Here is a 15,279-nt window from a genome sequence, read left to right as displayed (position 1 = left end):
GCCGGGCTTTTCGCATTTCAACGGGCAGGAAACAGGCATGGCATCCAGACGAGATACATTGTTACAGCAACTGGGGATTACTCAGTGGACGCTGCGCCGGCCTGCGGTATTACAGGGCGAAGTGGCGGTCAGCCTGCCCGCAGACACCAGACTGCTGATTGTGGCCGATGTGCCGCCTGCTGAAGATGATCCGCTGGTGAATGATGTCCTGCGCAGTCTGGCGTTAACCGGATCTCAGGTTTACCGCCTGACACCTGAACAGGTGACGATGTTGCCCGAAGAAACCCGCTGCAATATATGGCGACTCGGGCAGGGCGAACCGCTTACCCTGACCGGCCCGCAGTTATCCAGTCCGGCGTTGGCCGAACTTTATCAAGACGCCGGCGCCAAACGCGCGCTCTGGCAGCAGATCTGTGAAAATGAACAACATTTCTATCCTGACGCCCGCTGATCTCCCCCGTGCCTTCGTGATTGAACAGGCCAGCCATGCCTTTCCGTGGACTGAAAACACGCTGGCCAGCAATCAGGGCGAGCGCTATCTGAATCTCAAAATCATGCAAGGCGAAGTGATGGCCGGTTTTGCCATTACCCAAATCGTGCTCGACGAAGCCACACTGTTCAACATTGCTATCGATCCGGCGTTTCAGCGTCAGGGCTTAGGCCGCATATTGCTGGAAGAGGTGATACAACAGCTTGAGCAAAAAGATGTTTTCACCTTATGGCTGGAAGTCCGCGCCTCCAACGCCAAAGCCATCGCGCTCTATGAAAGCCTCGGCTTTAACGAACTCTCCATCCGCCGCAATTACTATCCCGCCGCACAAGGCCGCGAAGATGCCATCATGATGGCGCTGCCGCTGGGCTGATACTGTAACAACATCTCATTTACTGTAATTGATATTTTTTACATCCAATGAGTTGTATTCCAGCCTGATTACAATTAAAAAGGTGTAATTGTTTTTATTTACAGTTAAAGCGTTGTAATCAGCGTTATTTACAGCAAATTAGATGTAAAATAGCATTATTACAATTAATATGTTGTTGGGTGAACCTGAAAATAGCTAGTGTGTTGTAAGTGGTCTGTCAGGAGATAGCAAATGAGAACTCTCAAAGAATTGCCTGCCTTATTAAAACAAAAACGCCTGCAGCTGGGGCTGAGCCAACAAGATATGCGTATGAGAACGGGTATGACTCAGCAGCAATATCAGAAGATTGAAGCGGGCGCGGATCCCCGTCTTTCAACATTACTCAGGCTCCTGGAAGGCATGGAACTGGAGCTCATGCTGGTGCCGCGTCAGCGTGTACAAGAGATTAAAGAGCTGCTTGATTCGACAGTCAGCAGTTGTCATCGCCCATCTGAACGGGAATCAGAGAGTCTTAACAATGACTGGGATGACATCTTACGGGATCTAAAGGAGTAAACATGGAAAAGCGGGTGGAGTCAGTCGAGGCCTTGGCACTGTATCTTGATGAGCAGCGTGTAGGGGTTTTAGCGCATTATGCAGGCAGCCGCAATATACTGTCTTTTGCCCCGGAGTATCTCGAACTGCCCGTCAGTCAGCGTCCCGTGTTTACATTGACGCAAAAAGTGGGGGCAGAATATCTCAATAAGCCGCTTATCAGTTTTCACAAGCTTCCCCCCGTTCTTTCAAATTTGTTGTCAGAAGGCGCATTGCGGGAATGGATGGCGGTGACGCTAAAAGTCCATCATGACGATGAGTTCCCATTACTGGCCTATGCCGGTAACAACCTGCCAGGTGGGATAACCGCCGTGCCACTTAAGGGGGGCGAAATACCTGACTGGGCGCTGACTTCTCGTGGCGACAAACTTGAAGCCGTTCAAATTGATGTTTCGCATAGCACAGACAAATTTTCTCTGGCAGGTGTCCAGATGAAGTTCTCTGCCTTACGACAAGATGGCCGTTTCAACGTGAGTACGGATGTCGGGGGAGACAGTTGGATTATCAAAACTCCGTCAACGGCACATCGTGCAGTGCCTGAGAATGAATTTAGTGCGATGAAATTAGCGCAGGTAATCGGGGTCAACATCCCTGAGATTAAGCTTGTTGAGCTTCGAAATCTGGTCAATTTACCTGATATCCCTTTACCTGATGAGCCTTATGCTTACGCGATTCGTCGCTTTGACCGCACGGACGAAGGGCGTGTACATACCGAGGATTTTGCACAGATTTTTCAGGTTTATGCGCGGAATAAATATAAGGGCTATAGCTACGACGATATTGGTCGTGCTCTTTACAGAGTGGGCGCGGGAGGAATCATCGATATTCAGCAGATGGCGCGCCGGATGCTGGCGAACATTTTAGTGGCGAATGGGGATGCCCATCTAAAAAACTGGACGGTGATCTACCCCAATCGAGTGGACGCTGTCCTTTCACCAGCCTATGACATTGTTTCTACCAAACCCTATGTTAAGAGGGAAGATGGTGTGGCTTTGAATATGGCAAAAGAAAAACGATGGGGTGTGATTAATATGCAGACCTTCGAGCGCTGGGCTGAAAGAATTGGTGTACCGTGGTCTGCCGTTGAAGTGCATCTTAATGAAGCCATTGAAATTGCACGTGAACGCTGGCCAGATTTGCTTACAGAGCTGCCGATGCTTGAAGAACATAAAATAGTTCTGCGAGAACACTGGGCCTCGTTGCCCACCGACTTCAGGCTTTGAGATTTTCCTGAACAGAGCACAAAAAAACCATTGATTGCCCATCCCGTCTAAATCAGTGAAAATAGCCGGCTATAACTTTTATTACCGCTTTGCCTGACGTCACCTTCTGACGTGATGTGAATACCGATGCAGGGCGGACCAACCGCAGAAACGTGAAAAACATGTCTCCAAGTGAATACGCCCTTGAAGTGGCCAAGCGCCGCACATTTGCCATCATCTCGCACCCCGATGCCGGTAAAACCACGATCACAGAAAAAGTCCTGTTATTCGGACAGGCCATTCAGACCGCCGGTACCGTAAAAGGCCGTGGCTCCAGCCATCACGCCAAATCTGACTGGATGGAAATGGAAAAACAACGTGGTATCTCCATCACCACGTCTGTGATGCAGTTCCCGTACAAACAGTGTCTGGTCAACCTGCTCGACACCCCGGGGCACGAAGACTTCTCCGAAGATACCTATCGTACCCTGACCGCCGTCGACTGCTGTCTGATGGTGATCGACGCCGCAAAAGGTGTAGAAGATCGTACCCGTAAGCTGATGGAAGTCACCCGTCTGCGCGATACGCCGATCCTGACGTTCATGAACAAACTTGACCGTGACATCCGCGATCCGATGGAAGTGATGGACGAGGTAGAACGCGAGCTGAAAATCGCCTGTTCGCCGATTACCTGGCCGATCGGCTGCGGTAAATTGTTCAAAGGGGTATATCACCTCTATAAAGACGAAGTGTATCTGTATCAGACCGGTAAAGGTCACACGATTCAGGAAGTGCGTGTCGTTAAAGGGCTGGATAATCCTGAACTGGATGCGGCGGTGGGTGACGATCTGGCTGCGCAGCTGCGTGATGAGCTGGAACTGGTACAGGGCGCATCCCATGAATTCGATCACGAAGCTTTCCTGCAGGGCGAACTGACACCGGTGTTCTTCGGTACGGCACTCGGTAACTTTGGTGTCGATCATATGCTGGATGGTCTGGTGGAATGGGCGCCTGCGCCGATGCCGCGTAAAACAGACGTGCGCGAAGTGAAAGCCGATGACGAGAAATTCACCGGTTTCGTGTTCAAAATTCAGGCCAATATGGATCCGAAACACCGTGACCGCGTGGCATTTATGCGCGTGGTGTCCGGTAAATATGAAAAAGGCATGAAGCTGCGTCAGGTGCGTACCGGTAAAGACGTTGTCATTTCCGACGCGCTGACCTTTATGGCCGGTGACCGTTCGCACGTTGAAGAAGCGTACCCGGGCGACATCATTGGTCTGCATAACCACGGCACGATCCAGATTGGCGACACCTTTACTCAGGGTGAGAACATGAAGTTCACCGGCATCCCTAACTTCGCCCCTGAACTGTTCCGTCGTATTCGTCTGCGTGACCCGCTGAAACAGAAACAGTTGCTGAAAGGTCTGGTACAGCTTTCTGAAGAGGGCGCGGTGCAGGTGTTCCGTCCGATCTCTAACAACGATTTAATCGTCGGTGCGGTCGGTGTGCTGCAGTTTGAAGTGGTTGTGGCACGTCTGAAAAGCGAATACAACGTGGAAGCGATTTACGAATCCGTGAATGTCTCGACGGCGCGCTGGGTAGAATGCAGCGACGTGAAGAAATTCGAAGAATTCAAACGCAAAAACGAAACCAACCTCGCGCTGGATGGCGGCGATAACCTGGCGTACATCGCGCCAACTATGGTGAACCTGAATCTGGCTTCAGAGCGTTATCCGGAAGTGAAATTCCGCAAAACCCGCGAGCATTAATCGGTTCCCGTTTCAAAAAAGGCGACATGACTGTCGCCTTTTTTATTGCCGCTTAATAAGCTATTAAATAAATATATATTAAATAGCGTATCAGGCCTTCTGTTTCATTACTTCTTTGTATATATTTTTTGATGGAAATACGCTCAGCTTATTAAATATACTTAATTGTATTTATTAGTGCTGTTCGTTATTTTTAGGTTGGCTTGTTTCTTAAAACCTATGTCATTATACGCGGGCCACAAATCACTTCATATTTATTCAATATACATCGCAATGAAGTCATGCTTTGTATTTATGAATTAATAAAAAATAGTCTTAATCCACCATAGTTTCAAATAGGTTTTCTCGTGAAACATATATGTATTCTATGAATATCCCGCCGTGGCAATGATATATATATAAGGAATGTAAGTTATGAAAATGAATAAAATCACACAGATGTTGTGTGTTGCCGGTCTGACGATGGCCTCGGCCAGCGCGTTTGCGCTGGAAGCGTGGAACGGACAGGAAGGCGGCGACACCTATGAAGTCATCTTCGACGGCAGTGTTTACTCCAACGCCTGGTGGGTCGGTGCGACCAATTGCCCGGGCACGGCTGAACAAGATCAGGGTGCCAATCCGTGGCGTAAAGTGCGCGACGCCTCAGCGACGGAAATGAGCCAATATGGCAATCCGACCGTTTGTGAAATCGCCGGTGATGGCACTCAGAACCATTATGTCGATTACGACAGTAGCCGTGATTATTTAGCCGGTGATATTGTTCTGGCGAATGGAATGACCTACAAAACCGCCAAAGCCACCCCTGCACACAGTTTCGCCCCTGCAGAAAATAACCCGTGGGTCGTTTATGCGCCGCCGCCGGTCTGGAGCAGCAGCACCACATATAATCAGGGTGATAAAGTCCAGAAAAATGGCGTTATGTACGAAGCGCTGTTCTATACCATTAATAATGACCCTTCACTGGCGGAAAATCAGAATCCTGAAGGCAATAATGGTCACCCGTGGAAACCATTAGGTCCGGTGCAATCTTATTCTCAGGATCAAATTGATCATGCTCCGGCATTAGATCTCAATACATTGTATCCAGCTAATTCATTAGTGAAATATAACGGTAAGAATTATCAGTCTTCTGTAATGGTTCAGAAAGTGAAACCTGATGATGTGACACCGTGGGCTGTTTATATGGACTGGAGCGGTACCAAAGAACGTGTGGGTACTCCGAAGAATCCATGGCCAAAACAGTTCTATGCGCCTTATGTCGATTTCACCTTAAACATGCAGCCTGATCTGGTGGGTCTGGCGAAAAACCAGAACGTTAACCATTTCACCATGGCCTTTATGGTCGCTAAAGATGCTAACACCTGTGTGCCAACATGGGGCACCGCTTACAGCGTGACCAACTACGCACAGTACAGCAAAATCAAAGCATTGCGTGAAGCGGGCGGCGACATCATGGTTTCCATCGGCGGCGCCAACAACGCACCGCTGGCTGCGGCCTGCCATAACGTGAATGATCTGGCACAGCATTATTATGACATCGTCGAAAACCTGAACCTGCAGGTGCTTGATTTTGATATCGAAGGCAACTGGCTGGCGGATAAAGAATCCATCCAGCGCCGTAATGCCGCGGTCAAAGTCGTGCAGGATCGCTGGGCAGCGGAAGGCCGTCACATCGGTGTCTGGTATACCCTGCCTGTTCTGCCAACCGGCCTGACCCATGAAGGCATGGAAGTATTGCAGGATGCCAAAGATCAGGGCGTGGTGCTGACCGGCGTCAACGTGATGGCGATGGACTACGGCAACGTTCAGTGCCAGTCCGCCAATACCGAAGGCCAGAACATCCACGGTAAATGTGCGACTTCCGCCATCGACAATCTGTTTGCTCAGGTGAAAGGTTTATACCCTGAGAAGAGCGCGGCACAGGTTTACGCCATGCTGGGGACGACCCCGATGATTGGCTATAACGACGTACAGGGCGAGGTGTTCTATCTCTCTGATGCCCGTCTGGTTTACCAGCAGGCGAAAGATTATGGCCTGGGTATGATCGGTGCCTGGTCTATGGCCCGCGATCAGCCGGGTGTGTCCGGACAAGTCTCCGCTGAACACAGCGGCATGACCCCTGAACAGGCGCCGCTCTATGCTTACAGCCAGATCTTTGCGCCAATCACCAGCGGTTCAGCGGCACCGGTTGCCACCAATACTCCGCCGGTTGCGAATGCGGGTATGGCACAACAGGTTAACGGCACCGGTGTGATCACTTTGGACGGCTCTGCCAGCACCGATAAAGAAGGCGACAGCCTGACGTATCAGTGGAAGCAGATTTCCGGCCCGGCAGTGACACTGCAAAACAGCAACTCTGCGAAAGCGACCTTCAGCGTAGCGCAGCCTGTGACCAATGCGGTTTACACCTTCTCGCTGACCGTGAGCGACAGCGAAGGCAGCACCACAGCACAAACCAGCGTGAATGTGATTGATGCGTCCAAACCAGTTGCACCGTCCATCTCCATCGAGCCGTCTTATACCGTGAATGCGGGCGAATCGCTGACACTGACTGCCAAAGTGACCGATCCGGATACGCTGGCTGCGGATCTGCATTATCAGTGGGCGAACCCGGCCGGGCTGCCTGTCGCACCGGTTCAGGGTGCAGCATCCAACACGGAAGTGATCACGGCTCCGCAAGTGACCGCAGATACACGCTTCACTGTTGACGTAACCGTCACCGATAACACCGGTTTAACGGATACCGCGACCACCACCATTCTGGTGAAAGCCAAAGCGGCGGCCACTGGTTACGACTATGTTTATCCGCAAAGCAGTGAGAAATATGTTGCGGGTACCAAAGTCCTGGGCAGCGATGGCAGCATCTATCAGTGCAAACCGTTCCCATACTCTGGCTGGTGTGGTCAGGCTTCCTGGGCTTATGCGCCAGCGACCGGGACTAACTGGCAGGATGCGTGGGATAAGCAGTAACCTGAAAACAAAGTCTGATTTTTAAAGCAAATTTCTGACGCAATAATGTCAAATGGCTCCTTTTACAGGAGCCATTTTTTTATCTGACGTGTGTCAGTCTCCAGATATTTCTTATCACTATGCCGATATTTTGTGCAGATTTAGGGGAAAACCTTCGGACTTGTCTGCATTAGGGTTCCTATTCGACGATCTTCCTACACTTTTGATCAATCTTGACTATATTAAATGTGTGTTCCGGAAACGGTGGCTTAAAGCACTGCTTTGAAGTCACCATGCAGAGAGTTATATCGTGTGGCAATTAAAAGCCAGAAGAAAACAACGCACTCTGCTACAACGGAAGTAAAAACAGCAGCAATACAATTTGTTAGAAGGCGTCACCAAGAATGTGACGTACAGGGCCGCAATTCAGGCTCATAAACTGAAAGGAAGAAATCGATGAAAAACTCTAAATTTGCCTATTCCATGATGGCCGTTGTTCTGGGTACCGCGCTGATGAGCGGTAGTGCATTAGCAGCCAGCACAACGGATAGCGCAGGTGCAAAAATCGATAGTTCCATGAAGAAAGTTGATAACTACATGGGCGACAGCGCCATCACAGCAAAAGTGAAAAGTGCTTTGGTGGACGATAAAGCCATCAAAAGCAGCGACATTTCTGTCACGACCAATGCCGGCATTGTTACGCTGAGCGGTTTTGTCGGTTCGCAGGCTGAAGCCGAACAGGCTGTTGCCGCAGCCACCAAAGTTGAAGGTGTGAAATCTGTCAGTGACAAACTGCACACCAAAGACAGCAAGGATCAGAGCGTCAAAGGCTACGCCGGTGACAGCGCGACCACCGCGTCTGTAAAAGCGAAACTGCTGGCGGATGACATCGTCCCTTCACGTAACGTGAAAGTGGAAACCACTGACGGTGTGGTACAGCTCTCCGGCGCAGTGAAAGATCAGGCACAGTCTGATCGTGCCGAAAGCGTAGCGAAAACCGTTGATGGCGTGAAAAGCGTTAAAAACGACCTGAAAGTCGCACCGTAACGGCTCGTTGAACGACCCGGCGCCCTCCCACGGGCAGGGCGCCACATCTTTTGAATAATGCATAAAAATATTTGTGTTGCCCGCTCTCTGTTTGGGACAGACAACATTTGCCTGAAGTTCGAAAAATATCGTGACGGAAGCTCTAACACTTTCATTTTTCGACTACCTTTATTAAGTAGGCTGTTTTTTAGTTCCCGGCGTACTGCCGGTTAATAAAGTGTCATCAGGCCTCTGTTGAGAATGAATCAGGCCCGAAGCGGGGCACCACCTTTTAAACTGGCAAAGTGAAAATAGGGTAAAGGAGAAGCTTATGTTTCGTTGGGGCATTATCTTTCTAATCATCGCGTTGATCGCGGCGGCTCTTGGTTTCGGTGGTTTGGCGGGTACAGCTGCCTGGGCTGCAAAAATCGTATTCGTAGTGGGTATCATCCTGTTCCTGGTCAGCCTGTTTACCGGTCGTAAACGACTCTGACGCATTAACCTGTGATGCCAGACTGCAGTAAATAATGACATCGCCCCCTTCACTGAAGGGGGCGATTTTTTTGTGCCTGTGGCACGCATCCCGTTAACAGGACGTAACGATTTTATCGCCCGATTTTGGCAAGAAATTCACCCAAGCCGGTAAGACGAGGTATGCTCAGAAATGAAGGCCAACTGAATAAGGCCATTTTTGTCATGCCGACTTTGTGAGGAAAGTGCGTTGGGATACCGAATACCTGTCACGCTGGGCAATATCGCGCCGCTGGCGTACAAACCCTATACGCCGGGAAAGATCGCCCTGGTATGCGAAGGCGGCGGGCAGAGAGGCATTTTTACGGCAGGTGTGCTGGATGAATTTCAGCGCGCGCGTTTCAATCCCTTTGATTTATATCTGGGGACCTCGGCGGGCGCGCAAAATCTGTCCGCCTTCGTGTGCGGGCAGCCCGGCTACGCCAGAAGGGTGATCACCCGTTACACCACCAGCCCCGACTTTTTTAATCCTCTGCGCTTTGTGCGCGGCGGACACCTTATCGATCTCGACTGGCTGGTTGAAGAAACCGCCAAAAACATGCCGCTGGCGATGGATACCGCCGAAAAGCTGCTGATTGATGGCCGTGAATTCCTGATGTGTGCCTGCCGCAGTGACGATTACGCCGCCAACTATTTTTCCCCGACGCGGGAAAACTGGCTGCCGGTGATCAAAGCTTCCAGCGCCATTCCGGGATTTTATCGTCTCGGCGTGGATCTCGATGGCGTCAGCTATCAGGACGGCGGGATCAGTGACGCGATCCCGGTCGAGGAAGCCTATCGCCGTGGCGCGGATACCATTGTGGTGATCCGCACCGTGCCGTCGGCGATGTTCTATACGCCGCAGTGGATGAAACGTATGGAGCAATGGCTGAGCGAAAGCAGTCTGCAACAACTGGTGCGCATGATGCAGCACCACGAAGAAAGCTATCACCGTATTCAGCAATTTATTGAGAATCCGCCAGACGACGTGCGCATTTTTGAGATCTTCCCGCCGAAACCGCTGGCCAGTCACGCGCTCGGCAGCCGTCTGCCTGCCCTGAATCAGGATTATCATCTTGGCCGCCGTTGCGGGCGGTATTTCCTGTCTGCCGCGTCACACTGGCTGTTGCCGCGTGAAAATGAGCGCCCTTATCCGCACATCGAGCCACGGGTCACCCGCCGTCCGAAACGGATTATCGTGCCGCAGGACGAGCCGGAAAATGTGATCCCGCTGGCGGCATCGGTCAGTACGGCGGAGCAAATTATTCTCGATCCTGCCGTGCTGACGGATAGGGTGGCCGACGGCGGCGTGGTGCGTCCGGCGGCATTTAAAGACAGCGTGGTTCATGACCCGCAGCCGAAACGCGCGGCGTCTGATATGCCACCGCCGGAAAGCGCGGCGCCATCAGAAAATTATCCGTCCAGCGAGGGCGAAAAGCTGTGAGTCATACCTTCGTCGATACGCACTGTCATTTCGATTTTCCGCCCTTTACCGGTGCGGAAACCGAAAGCCTGCGTCTCGCCGCCGGGGCGGGCGTGCGGCAGATTATTGTTCCGGCGGTCACGTCCGATCGTTTTCAGGGCATTCTCTCGCTGGCAGAAACCTTCCCGCCATTGCACGCTGCGCTGGGCTTACATCCTCTTTATATTGCAGAGCACAAAGACAGTTGTCTGGAGTTACTGGATTCGCTGCTCAGCCAGCGGAGCCGGAACCTGATCGCGGTCGGAGAAATCGGGCTGGATTTGTACATGGAAGAGCCACAGTTTGAGCAGCAACAGCGGCTGCTGAAAGCGCAGTTCGCGCTGGCAAAGCGTGAGGCGCTGCCGGTGATCCTGCATTCCCGCCGCAGTCACGATCAGCTGGCGGCCATGTTGCGTCAGGCAAAATTACCGGCGACCGGTGTGGTACACGGCTTTGCGGGCAGTCTTTCGCAGGCGCAGGCGTTTATCAAACTGGGCTTCGCGATTGGTGTGGGCGGCACCATCAGCTATGAGCGCGCGCAGAAAACCCGTCATGTGATGGCTGAACTTCCACTTTCTTCTTTACTGCTGGAAACCGATGCACCGGACATGCCGTTGCAGGGCTTTCAGGGGCAGCCGAATCGCCCGGAGCGTGCGGCCTGCGTGTTCGAGGTTCTGTGCAGCCTGCGCAGCGAAACGCCGGAACAGATTGCCGCTGCCTTGCTCGATAATACCCGCCGCGTATTTGATCTTCCTGTCCGTTAACTCCCCAGATAGTCGGTTTTGTGATTTAAATAACATTTATTTTTATCTTTCATGCCTTTATTAGCAGACCGTCTGGCGGGTGGCGATTTCTGTTCTCTTTAAAATGTTATTATTATAACATTGCTCGTAAGATCGCCGTTCGGTGATCGCCGTGTGGCCGCCCGGACTCCGTTTGTCATGATTCGGGTATACACTCATATAAAGGTCGAATACTGAGCATAACGGCAGTGAAATGTGATTCAGATCTCATTTCACCAAGCAACGTTGCAAACGGTTTTCATTTTGTGTGAAATACTGCACACAGGAACCTGATGTGACGTGTTCAAATAGTCACAACGAACTGGCTTGTGCCAGTCAAAGCGCGGTGAGAAGGATCTCAGTTGCCACGTAAGCCATGACACGCCGCTTACGCACGCTATCTTCAAGGAACCAAGTCCGCTCGCCAACGTGCAGAATTCCCCTGCCGGCGTCTCACGCCGCAACGAATTCATGACTGTATGCTCAGTTCCGGCCGGTCGCTGGAATTGAAAATTGTTGGAGAGTTATATGACCGATTTAACCGCCGCAGCGCAACGTGCGCTGAACCTGATGGATTTAACCACCCTGAACGAAGACGACACCGATGCAAAAGTGATCGCGCTTTGTCACCAGGCGAAAAGCCCGGCAGGTAACACCGCTGCTGTCTGTATTTATCCTCGTTTTATTCCTGTTGCCCGCAAAACCCTGCGCGAGCAAGGCACGCCGGACATCCGCATTGCGACCGTGACCAACTTCCCGCACGGGAATGACGATCTTGAGATCGCGCTGGCAGAAACCCGCGCGGCGATCGCCTACGGTGCCGATGAAGTGGACGTGGTCTTCCCGTACCGCGCATTGATCGCCGGTAACGAGCAGATTGGTTTTGAAATGGTGAAACAGTGCAAAGAAGCCTGTGCCGCTGCCAATGTCCTGCTGAAAGTGATCATCGAAACCGGTGAGCTGAAACAGGATGCGCTGATCCGTAAAGCCTCCGAAATCGCCATTAAAGCTGGCGCTGATTTCATCAAAACCTCTACCGGCAAAGTGCCTGAAAACGCCACGCTGCACAGCGCAGAGCTGATGATGAGCGTGATTGCTGAGATGGGCGTGGGCAAAACCGTCGGTTTCAAACCGGCCGGTGGCGTAAAAACCGCTGAAGATGCCGCGCAATATCTGGCGCTGGCTGACCGCCTGCTGGGCCGTGAATGGGCTGACGCACGTCACTTCCGTTTCGGCGCCTCCAGCCTGCTGGCAAGCCTGCTGACCACTCTGGGTCACGCTGGCCAGAAAGCCACCAGCAGCTACTAATCACGGTTGTTATACGGATACCGGCGCTGTGTTATGGCGTCCGGTATTCGCGTCCACATTTAGCATCCAGCTCAGGCAGGGGGATACCTTGTTTCTCGCACAAGAAATTATTCGTAAAAAACGTGACGGTCAGCCTTTAAGCGACGAAGAGATTCGTTTCTTTATCAACGGTATTCGTGACAGTCAGGTGTCAGAAGGACAAATTGCCGCGCTGGCAATGACTATCTATTTCAACGACATGACCATGAATGAGCGCGTGTCGCTGACCATGGCAATGCGTGATTCCGGTACCGTCCTGGACTGGAAAAGCCTCAACCTGAACGGTCCGATTGTCGACAAACATTCGACCGGCGGCGTGGGTGACGTGACGTCCCTGATGCTGGGGCCGATGGTGGCGGCCTGCGGTGGTTATGTGCCGATGATTTCCGGCCGTGGCCTCGGTCATACCGGCGGCACGCTGGATAAACTCGAAGCCATTCCGGGTTTTGACATTTTCCCGGATGACAGCCGTTTCCGCAGCATCATTCAGGATGTCGGCGTGGCGATTATCGGCCAGACCAGCTCGCTGGCACCGGCGGATAAACGCTTCTATGCCACCCGCGATATCACCGCAACTGTCGATTCTATTCCGCTGATCACGGCGTCGATCCTCGCCAAAAAACTGGCCGAAGGGCTGGATGCGCTGGTGATGGACGTCAAAGTGGGTTCCGGTGCGTTTATGCCGACCTACCAGCTGTCAGAAGATCTGGCGCAGGCGATTGTTGATGTGGCGAACGGCGCGGGGTGCAAAACCACGGCGCTGCTGACCGACATGAATCAGGTGCTGGCATCCAGCGCCGGTAATGCGGTAGAAGTGCGCGAAGCGGTGCGCTTCCTGACCGGCGAATACCGCAATCCGCGTCTGCTGGAAGTCACCATGGCGCTGTGCGTGGAAATGCTGCTGTCAGGTGGGCTGGCAAAAGATGACGCAGAAGCCCGCAGCAAATTGCAGGCCGTGCTGGATAACGGCAGGGCCGCAGAAGTGTTTGGCCGCATGATTGCCGCGCAGAAAGGCCCGACCGATTTCATCGAGAATTACGACAATTACCTGCAACGGGCGACGCTGAGCAAACCGGTATATGCCGAAGGCAACGGGATTGTCAGCGCGATGGATACCCGCGCGCTGGGCATGGCCGTGGTGTCACTGGGAGGCGGACGTCGCCGCGCCAGCGATGCCATCGACTACAGCGTCGGTCTGACCCATATGGCGCAGCTGGGCCAGCAGGTCGATACCCGACAGCCACTGGCGATGATCCACGCCAACAGTGAAGCGGCCTGGCAGCAGGCAGCGCAGGAAGTGCGTGCGGCCATTGTTCTGAGTGACAACGCGCCGGAAAGCACACCGGTGGTGTACCGTCGGATCGGTGGTAACGCTTGATTTCAGGCCACATCGCCCCCATTTAAGATTGATCAGGTGCGCGGCAGTTCCGCGTGACCCAATGCGTAACCATTCGCAGGAGAGCAAAATGAAACGTACATTTATCATGGTGTTAGACTCATTCGGTATCGGTGCCAGTGAAGATGCAGAGCGCTTCGGCGATGCCGGTTCTGACACACTGGGTCATATCGCGGCTGCCTGTGCGCGTGGCGATGCGGACAAAGGCCGTCAGGGCCCTCTGAATCTGCCTAACCTGACCCGTCTGGGGCTGGCGAAAGCCGCTGAAGGATCCACCGGTAAAATTCCTGACGGCATGGACGGTAATGCCGAAATTACCGGTGCCTATGCGTACGCCAGTGAACTGTCTTCCGGTAAAGACACGCCGTCAGGCCACTGGGAAATCGCCGGTGTGCCTGTGCTGTTTGACTGGGGTTACTTCAGCGAGACCACCAACAGCTTCCCGCAGGAGCTGCTCGATAAACTGGTAGAGCGCGCCAATCTGCCGGGTTATCTCGGCAACTGTCACTCTTCCGGTACCGTAGTGCTGGATGATCTGGGCGAAGAGCACATGAAAACCGGCAAGCCGATCTTCTACACTTCTGCCGACTCGGTCTTCCAGATTGCCTGCCATGAAGAAACCTTCGGGCTGGATCGCCTGTATGAACTGTGCGAAATCGCCCGTGAAGAACTGACCGAAGGCGGCTACAACATTGGCCGCGTGATTGCCCGTCCGTTCATCGGCGACAAAGCCGGTCACTTCGAACGTACCGGTAACCGTCACGATTTAGCGGTGGAGCCACCGGCTCCGACCATCCTGAAAAAGCTGGTTGATGAGAAAAACGGCCACGTGGTGTCTGTTGGTAAAATCGCCGATATCTACGCGCAGGTCGGTATCACTAAAAAAGTGAAGGCCACCGGTCTGGATGCGTTGTTTGACGCGACCATCAAAGAGATGAAAGAAGCCGGTGACAAGACCATCGTCTTCACCAACTTTGTTGATTTCGACTCCTCTTACGGCCACCGCCGTGATGTGCCGGGCTACGCTGCGGCGCTGGAACTGTTCGACCGCCGTATGCCGGAACTGCTGGAGCTGGTGAAAGAAGACGACATCATTATCTTCACCGCTGACCACGGTTGTGACCCGACCTGGCGTGGCACGGATCATACCCGCGAGCACATCCCGGTCTTAATCTATGGCCCGAAAGTCAAACCGGGTTCATTAGGCCACCGCGAAACCTTCGCGGACATCGGACAGACCGTCGCCAAATACTTCGATCTGACACCGATGGATTACGGCAAATCCATGCTCTGATACTTTTCTTACGCGGCCAGTCTCTTATACTGGCCGCGTTTTTTATAATGAATATGACACCTCGCTGATTAAGGAATAAGAA

At 52.6% G+C, this 15,279-nt stretch carries 13 protein-coding genes; all 13 read left to right on the top strand.

The window, feature by feature from the left end:
- Positions 1 to 37: 37 nt before the first annotated feature.
- Positions 38 to 451, top strand: a complete 414-nt coding sequence (locus tag EDF78_RS12780) for a DNA polymerase III subunit psi (RefSeq protein WP_131693391.1) — start codon at positions 38 to 40, stop codon at positions 449 to 451.
- Positions 420 to 863 (top strand): ribosomal protein S18-alanine N-acetyltransferase, encoded by a 444-nt coding sequence (rimI, locus tag EDF78_RS12775; RefSeq protein ID WP_095924564.1) that lies wholly within the window; start codon positions 420 to 422, stop codon positions 861 to 863. Before EDF78_RS12780 ends, rimI begins: the two co-directional genes overlap by 32 nt.
- Positions 864 to 1,094: 231 nt before the next feature.
- A complete protein-coding gene (locus EDF78_RS12770) occupies positions 1,095 to 1,418 on the top strand; it encodes a helix-turn-helix domain-containing protein (protein WP_095924565.1) in 324 nt (107 codons plus the stop codon).
- Positions 1,419 to 1,420: 2 nt separating this feature from the next.
- Positions 1,421 to 2,680, top strand: coding sequence for a type II toxin-antitoxin system HipA family toxin (locus EDF78_RS12765; RefSeq protein ID WP_133823210.1), 1,260 nt, complete (start codon positions 1,421 to 1,423; stop codon positions 2,678 to 2,680).
- A gap of 161 nt (positions 2,681 to 2,841) precedes the next feature.
- Entirely contained in the window at positions 2,842 to 4,431 is a 1,590-nt protein-coding gene (gene prfC / locus EDF78_RS12760) for a peptide chain release factor 3 (RefSeq protein WP_095924567.1), read from the top strand.
- A 414-nt stretch (positions 4,432 to 4,845) separates the two neighbouring features.
- The gene (locus EDF78_RS25950; protein ID WP_133823209.1) at positions 4,846 to 7,401 is read left to right on the top strand and encodes a glycosyl hydrolase family 18 protein; all 2,556 of its coding nucleotides are present in this window, start codon (positions 4,846 to 4,848) and stop codon (positions 7,399 to 7,401) included.
- A 435-nt stretch (positions 7,402 to 7,836) separates the two neighbouring features.
- Entirely contained in the window at positions 7,837 to 8,427 is a 591-nt protein-coding gene (gene osmY, locus EDF78_RS12750) for a molecular chaperone OsmY (protein ID WP_095924569.1), read from the top strand.
- A 310-nt stretch (positions 8,428 to 8,737) separates the two neighbouring features.
- Positions 8,738 to 8,899 carry a DUF1328 domain-containing protein gene (locus EDF78_RS12745; protein ID WP_013577105.1) on the top strand — a complete coding sequence of 54 codons (162 nt, stop codon included), beginning with the start codon at positions 8,738 to 8,740 and terminating at the stop codon, positions 8,897 to 8,899.
- 228 nt (positions 8,900 to 9,127) lie between these two features.
- The gene (locus EDF78_RS12740; protein WP_119822490.1) at positions 9,128 to 10,360 is read left to right on the top strand and encodes a patatin family protein; all 1,233 of its coding nucleotides are present in this window, start codon (positions 9,128 to 9,130) and stop codon (positions 10,358 to 10,360) included.
- Positions 10,357 to 11,142, top strand: a complete 786-nt coding sequence (locus EDF78_RS12735; protein ID WP_095924571.1) for a TatD family hydrolase — start codon at positions 10,357 to 10,359, stop codon at positions 11,140 to 11,142. Before EDF78_RS12740 ends, EDF78_RS12735 begins: the two co-directional genes overlap by 4 nt.
- A gap of 546 nt (positions 11,143 to 11,688) precedes the next feature.
- On the top strand, positions 11,689 to 12,468 hold the full coding sequence (deoC, locus tag EDF78_RS12730) for a deoxyribose-phosphate aldolase (protein WP_095924572.1): 780 nt from the start codon (positions 11,689 to 11,691) through the stop codon (positions 12,466 to 12,468).
- 88 nt (positions 12,469 to 12,556) lie between these two features.
- Complete coding sequence (deoA, locus tag EDF78_RS12725) at positions 12,557 to 13,885, top strand: thymidine phosphorylase (protein ID WP_095924573.1); 1,329 nt, start codon at positions 12,557 to 12,559, stop codon at positions 13,883 to 13,885.
- An 88-nt stretch (positions 13,886 to 13,973) separates the two neighbouring features.
- A complete protein-coding gene (gene deoB, locus EDF78_RS12720) occupies positions 13,974 to 15,197 on the top strand; it encodes a phosphopentomutase (protein WP_133823208.1) in 1,224 nt (407 codons plus the stop codon).
- Positions 15,198 to 15,279 lie beyond the last annotated feature (82 nt).

Origin of the sequence: Rahnella sp. BIGb0236, assembly GCF_004364755.1 — a bacterium.
GTDB lineage: Bacteria > Pseudomonadota > Gammaproteobacteria > Enterobacterales > Enterobacteriaceae > Rahnella > Rahnella victoriana.
Note: the sequence above shows the minus strand (reverse complement) of the source record. Positions and strands in the feature narration are given on the sequence as shown.

Bases quoted from the DNA above. Each gene is read 5' to 3' on its own strand.
- EDF78_RS12780 (WP_131693391.1), top strand. From the start codon at position 38: ATGGCATCCAGACGAGATACATTGTTACAGCAACTGGGGATTACTCAG.
- rimI (WP_095924564.1), top strand. From the start codon at position 420: ATGAACAACATTTCTATCCTGACGCCCGCTGATCTCCCCCGTGCCTTC.
- EDF78_RS12770 (WP_095924565.1), top strand. From the start codon at position 1,095: ATGAGAACTCTCAAAGAATTGCCTGCCTTATTAAAACAAAAACGCCTG.
- EDF78_RS12765 (WP_133823210.1), top strand. From the start codon at position 1,421: ATGGAAAAGCGGGTGGAGTCAGTCGAGGCCTTGGCACTGTATCTTGAT.
- prfC (WP_095924567.1), top strand. From the start codon at position 2,842: ATGTCTCCAAGTGAATACGCCCTTGAAGTGGCCAAGCGCCGCACATTT.
- EDF78_RS25950 (WP_133823209.1), top strand. From the start codon at position 4,846: ATGAAAATGAATAAAATCACACAGATGTTGTGTGTTGCCGGTCTGACG.
- osmY (WP_095924569.1), top strand. From the start codon at position 7,837: ATGAAAAACTCTAAATTTGCCTATTCCATGATGGCCGTTGTTCTGGGT.
- EDF78_RS12745 (WP_013577105.1), top strand. From the start codon at position 8,738: ATGTTTCGTTGGGGCATTATCTTTCTAATCATCGCGTTGATCGCGGCG.
- deoC (WP_095924572.1), top strand. From the start codon at position 11,689: ATGACCGATTTAACCGCCGCAGCGCAACGTGCGCTGAACCTGATGGAT.
- deoB (WP_133823208.1), top strand. From the start codon at position 13,974: ATGAAACGTACATTTATCATGGTGTTAGACTCATTCGGTATCGGTGCC.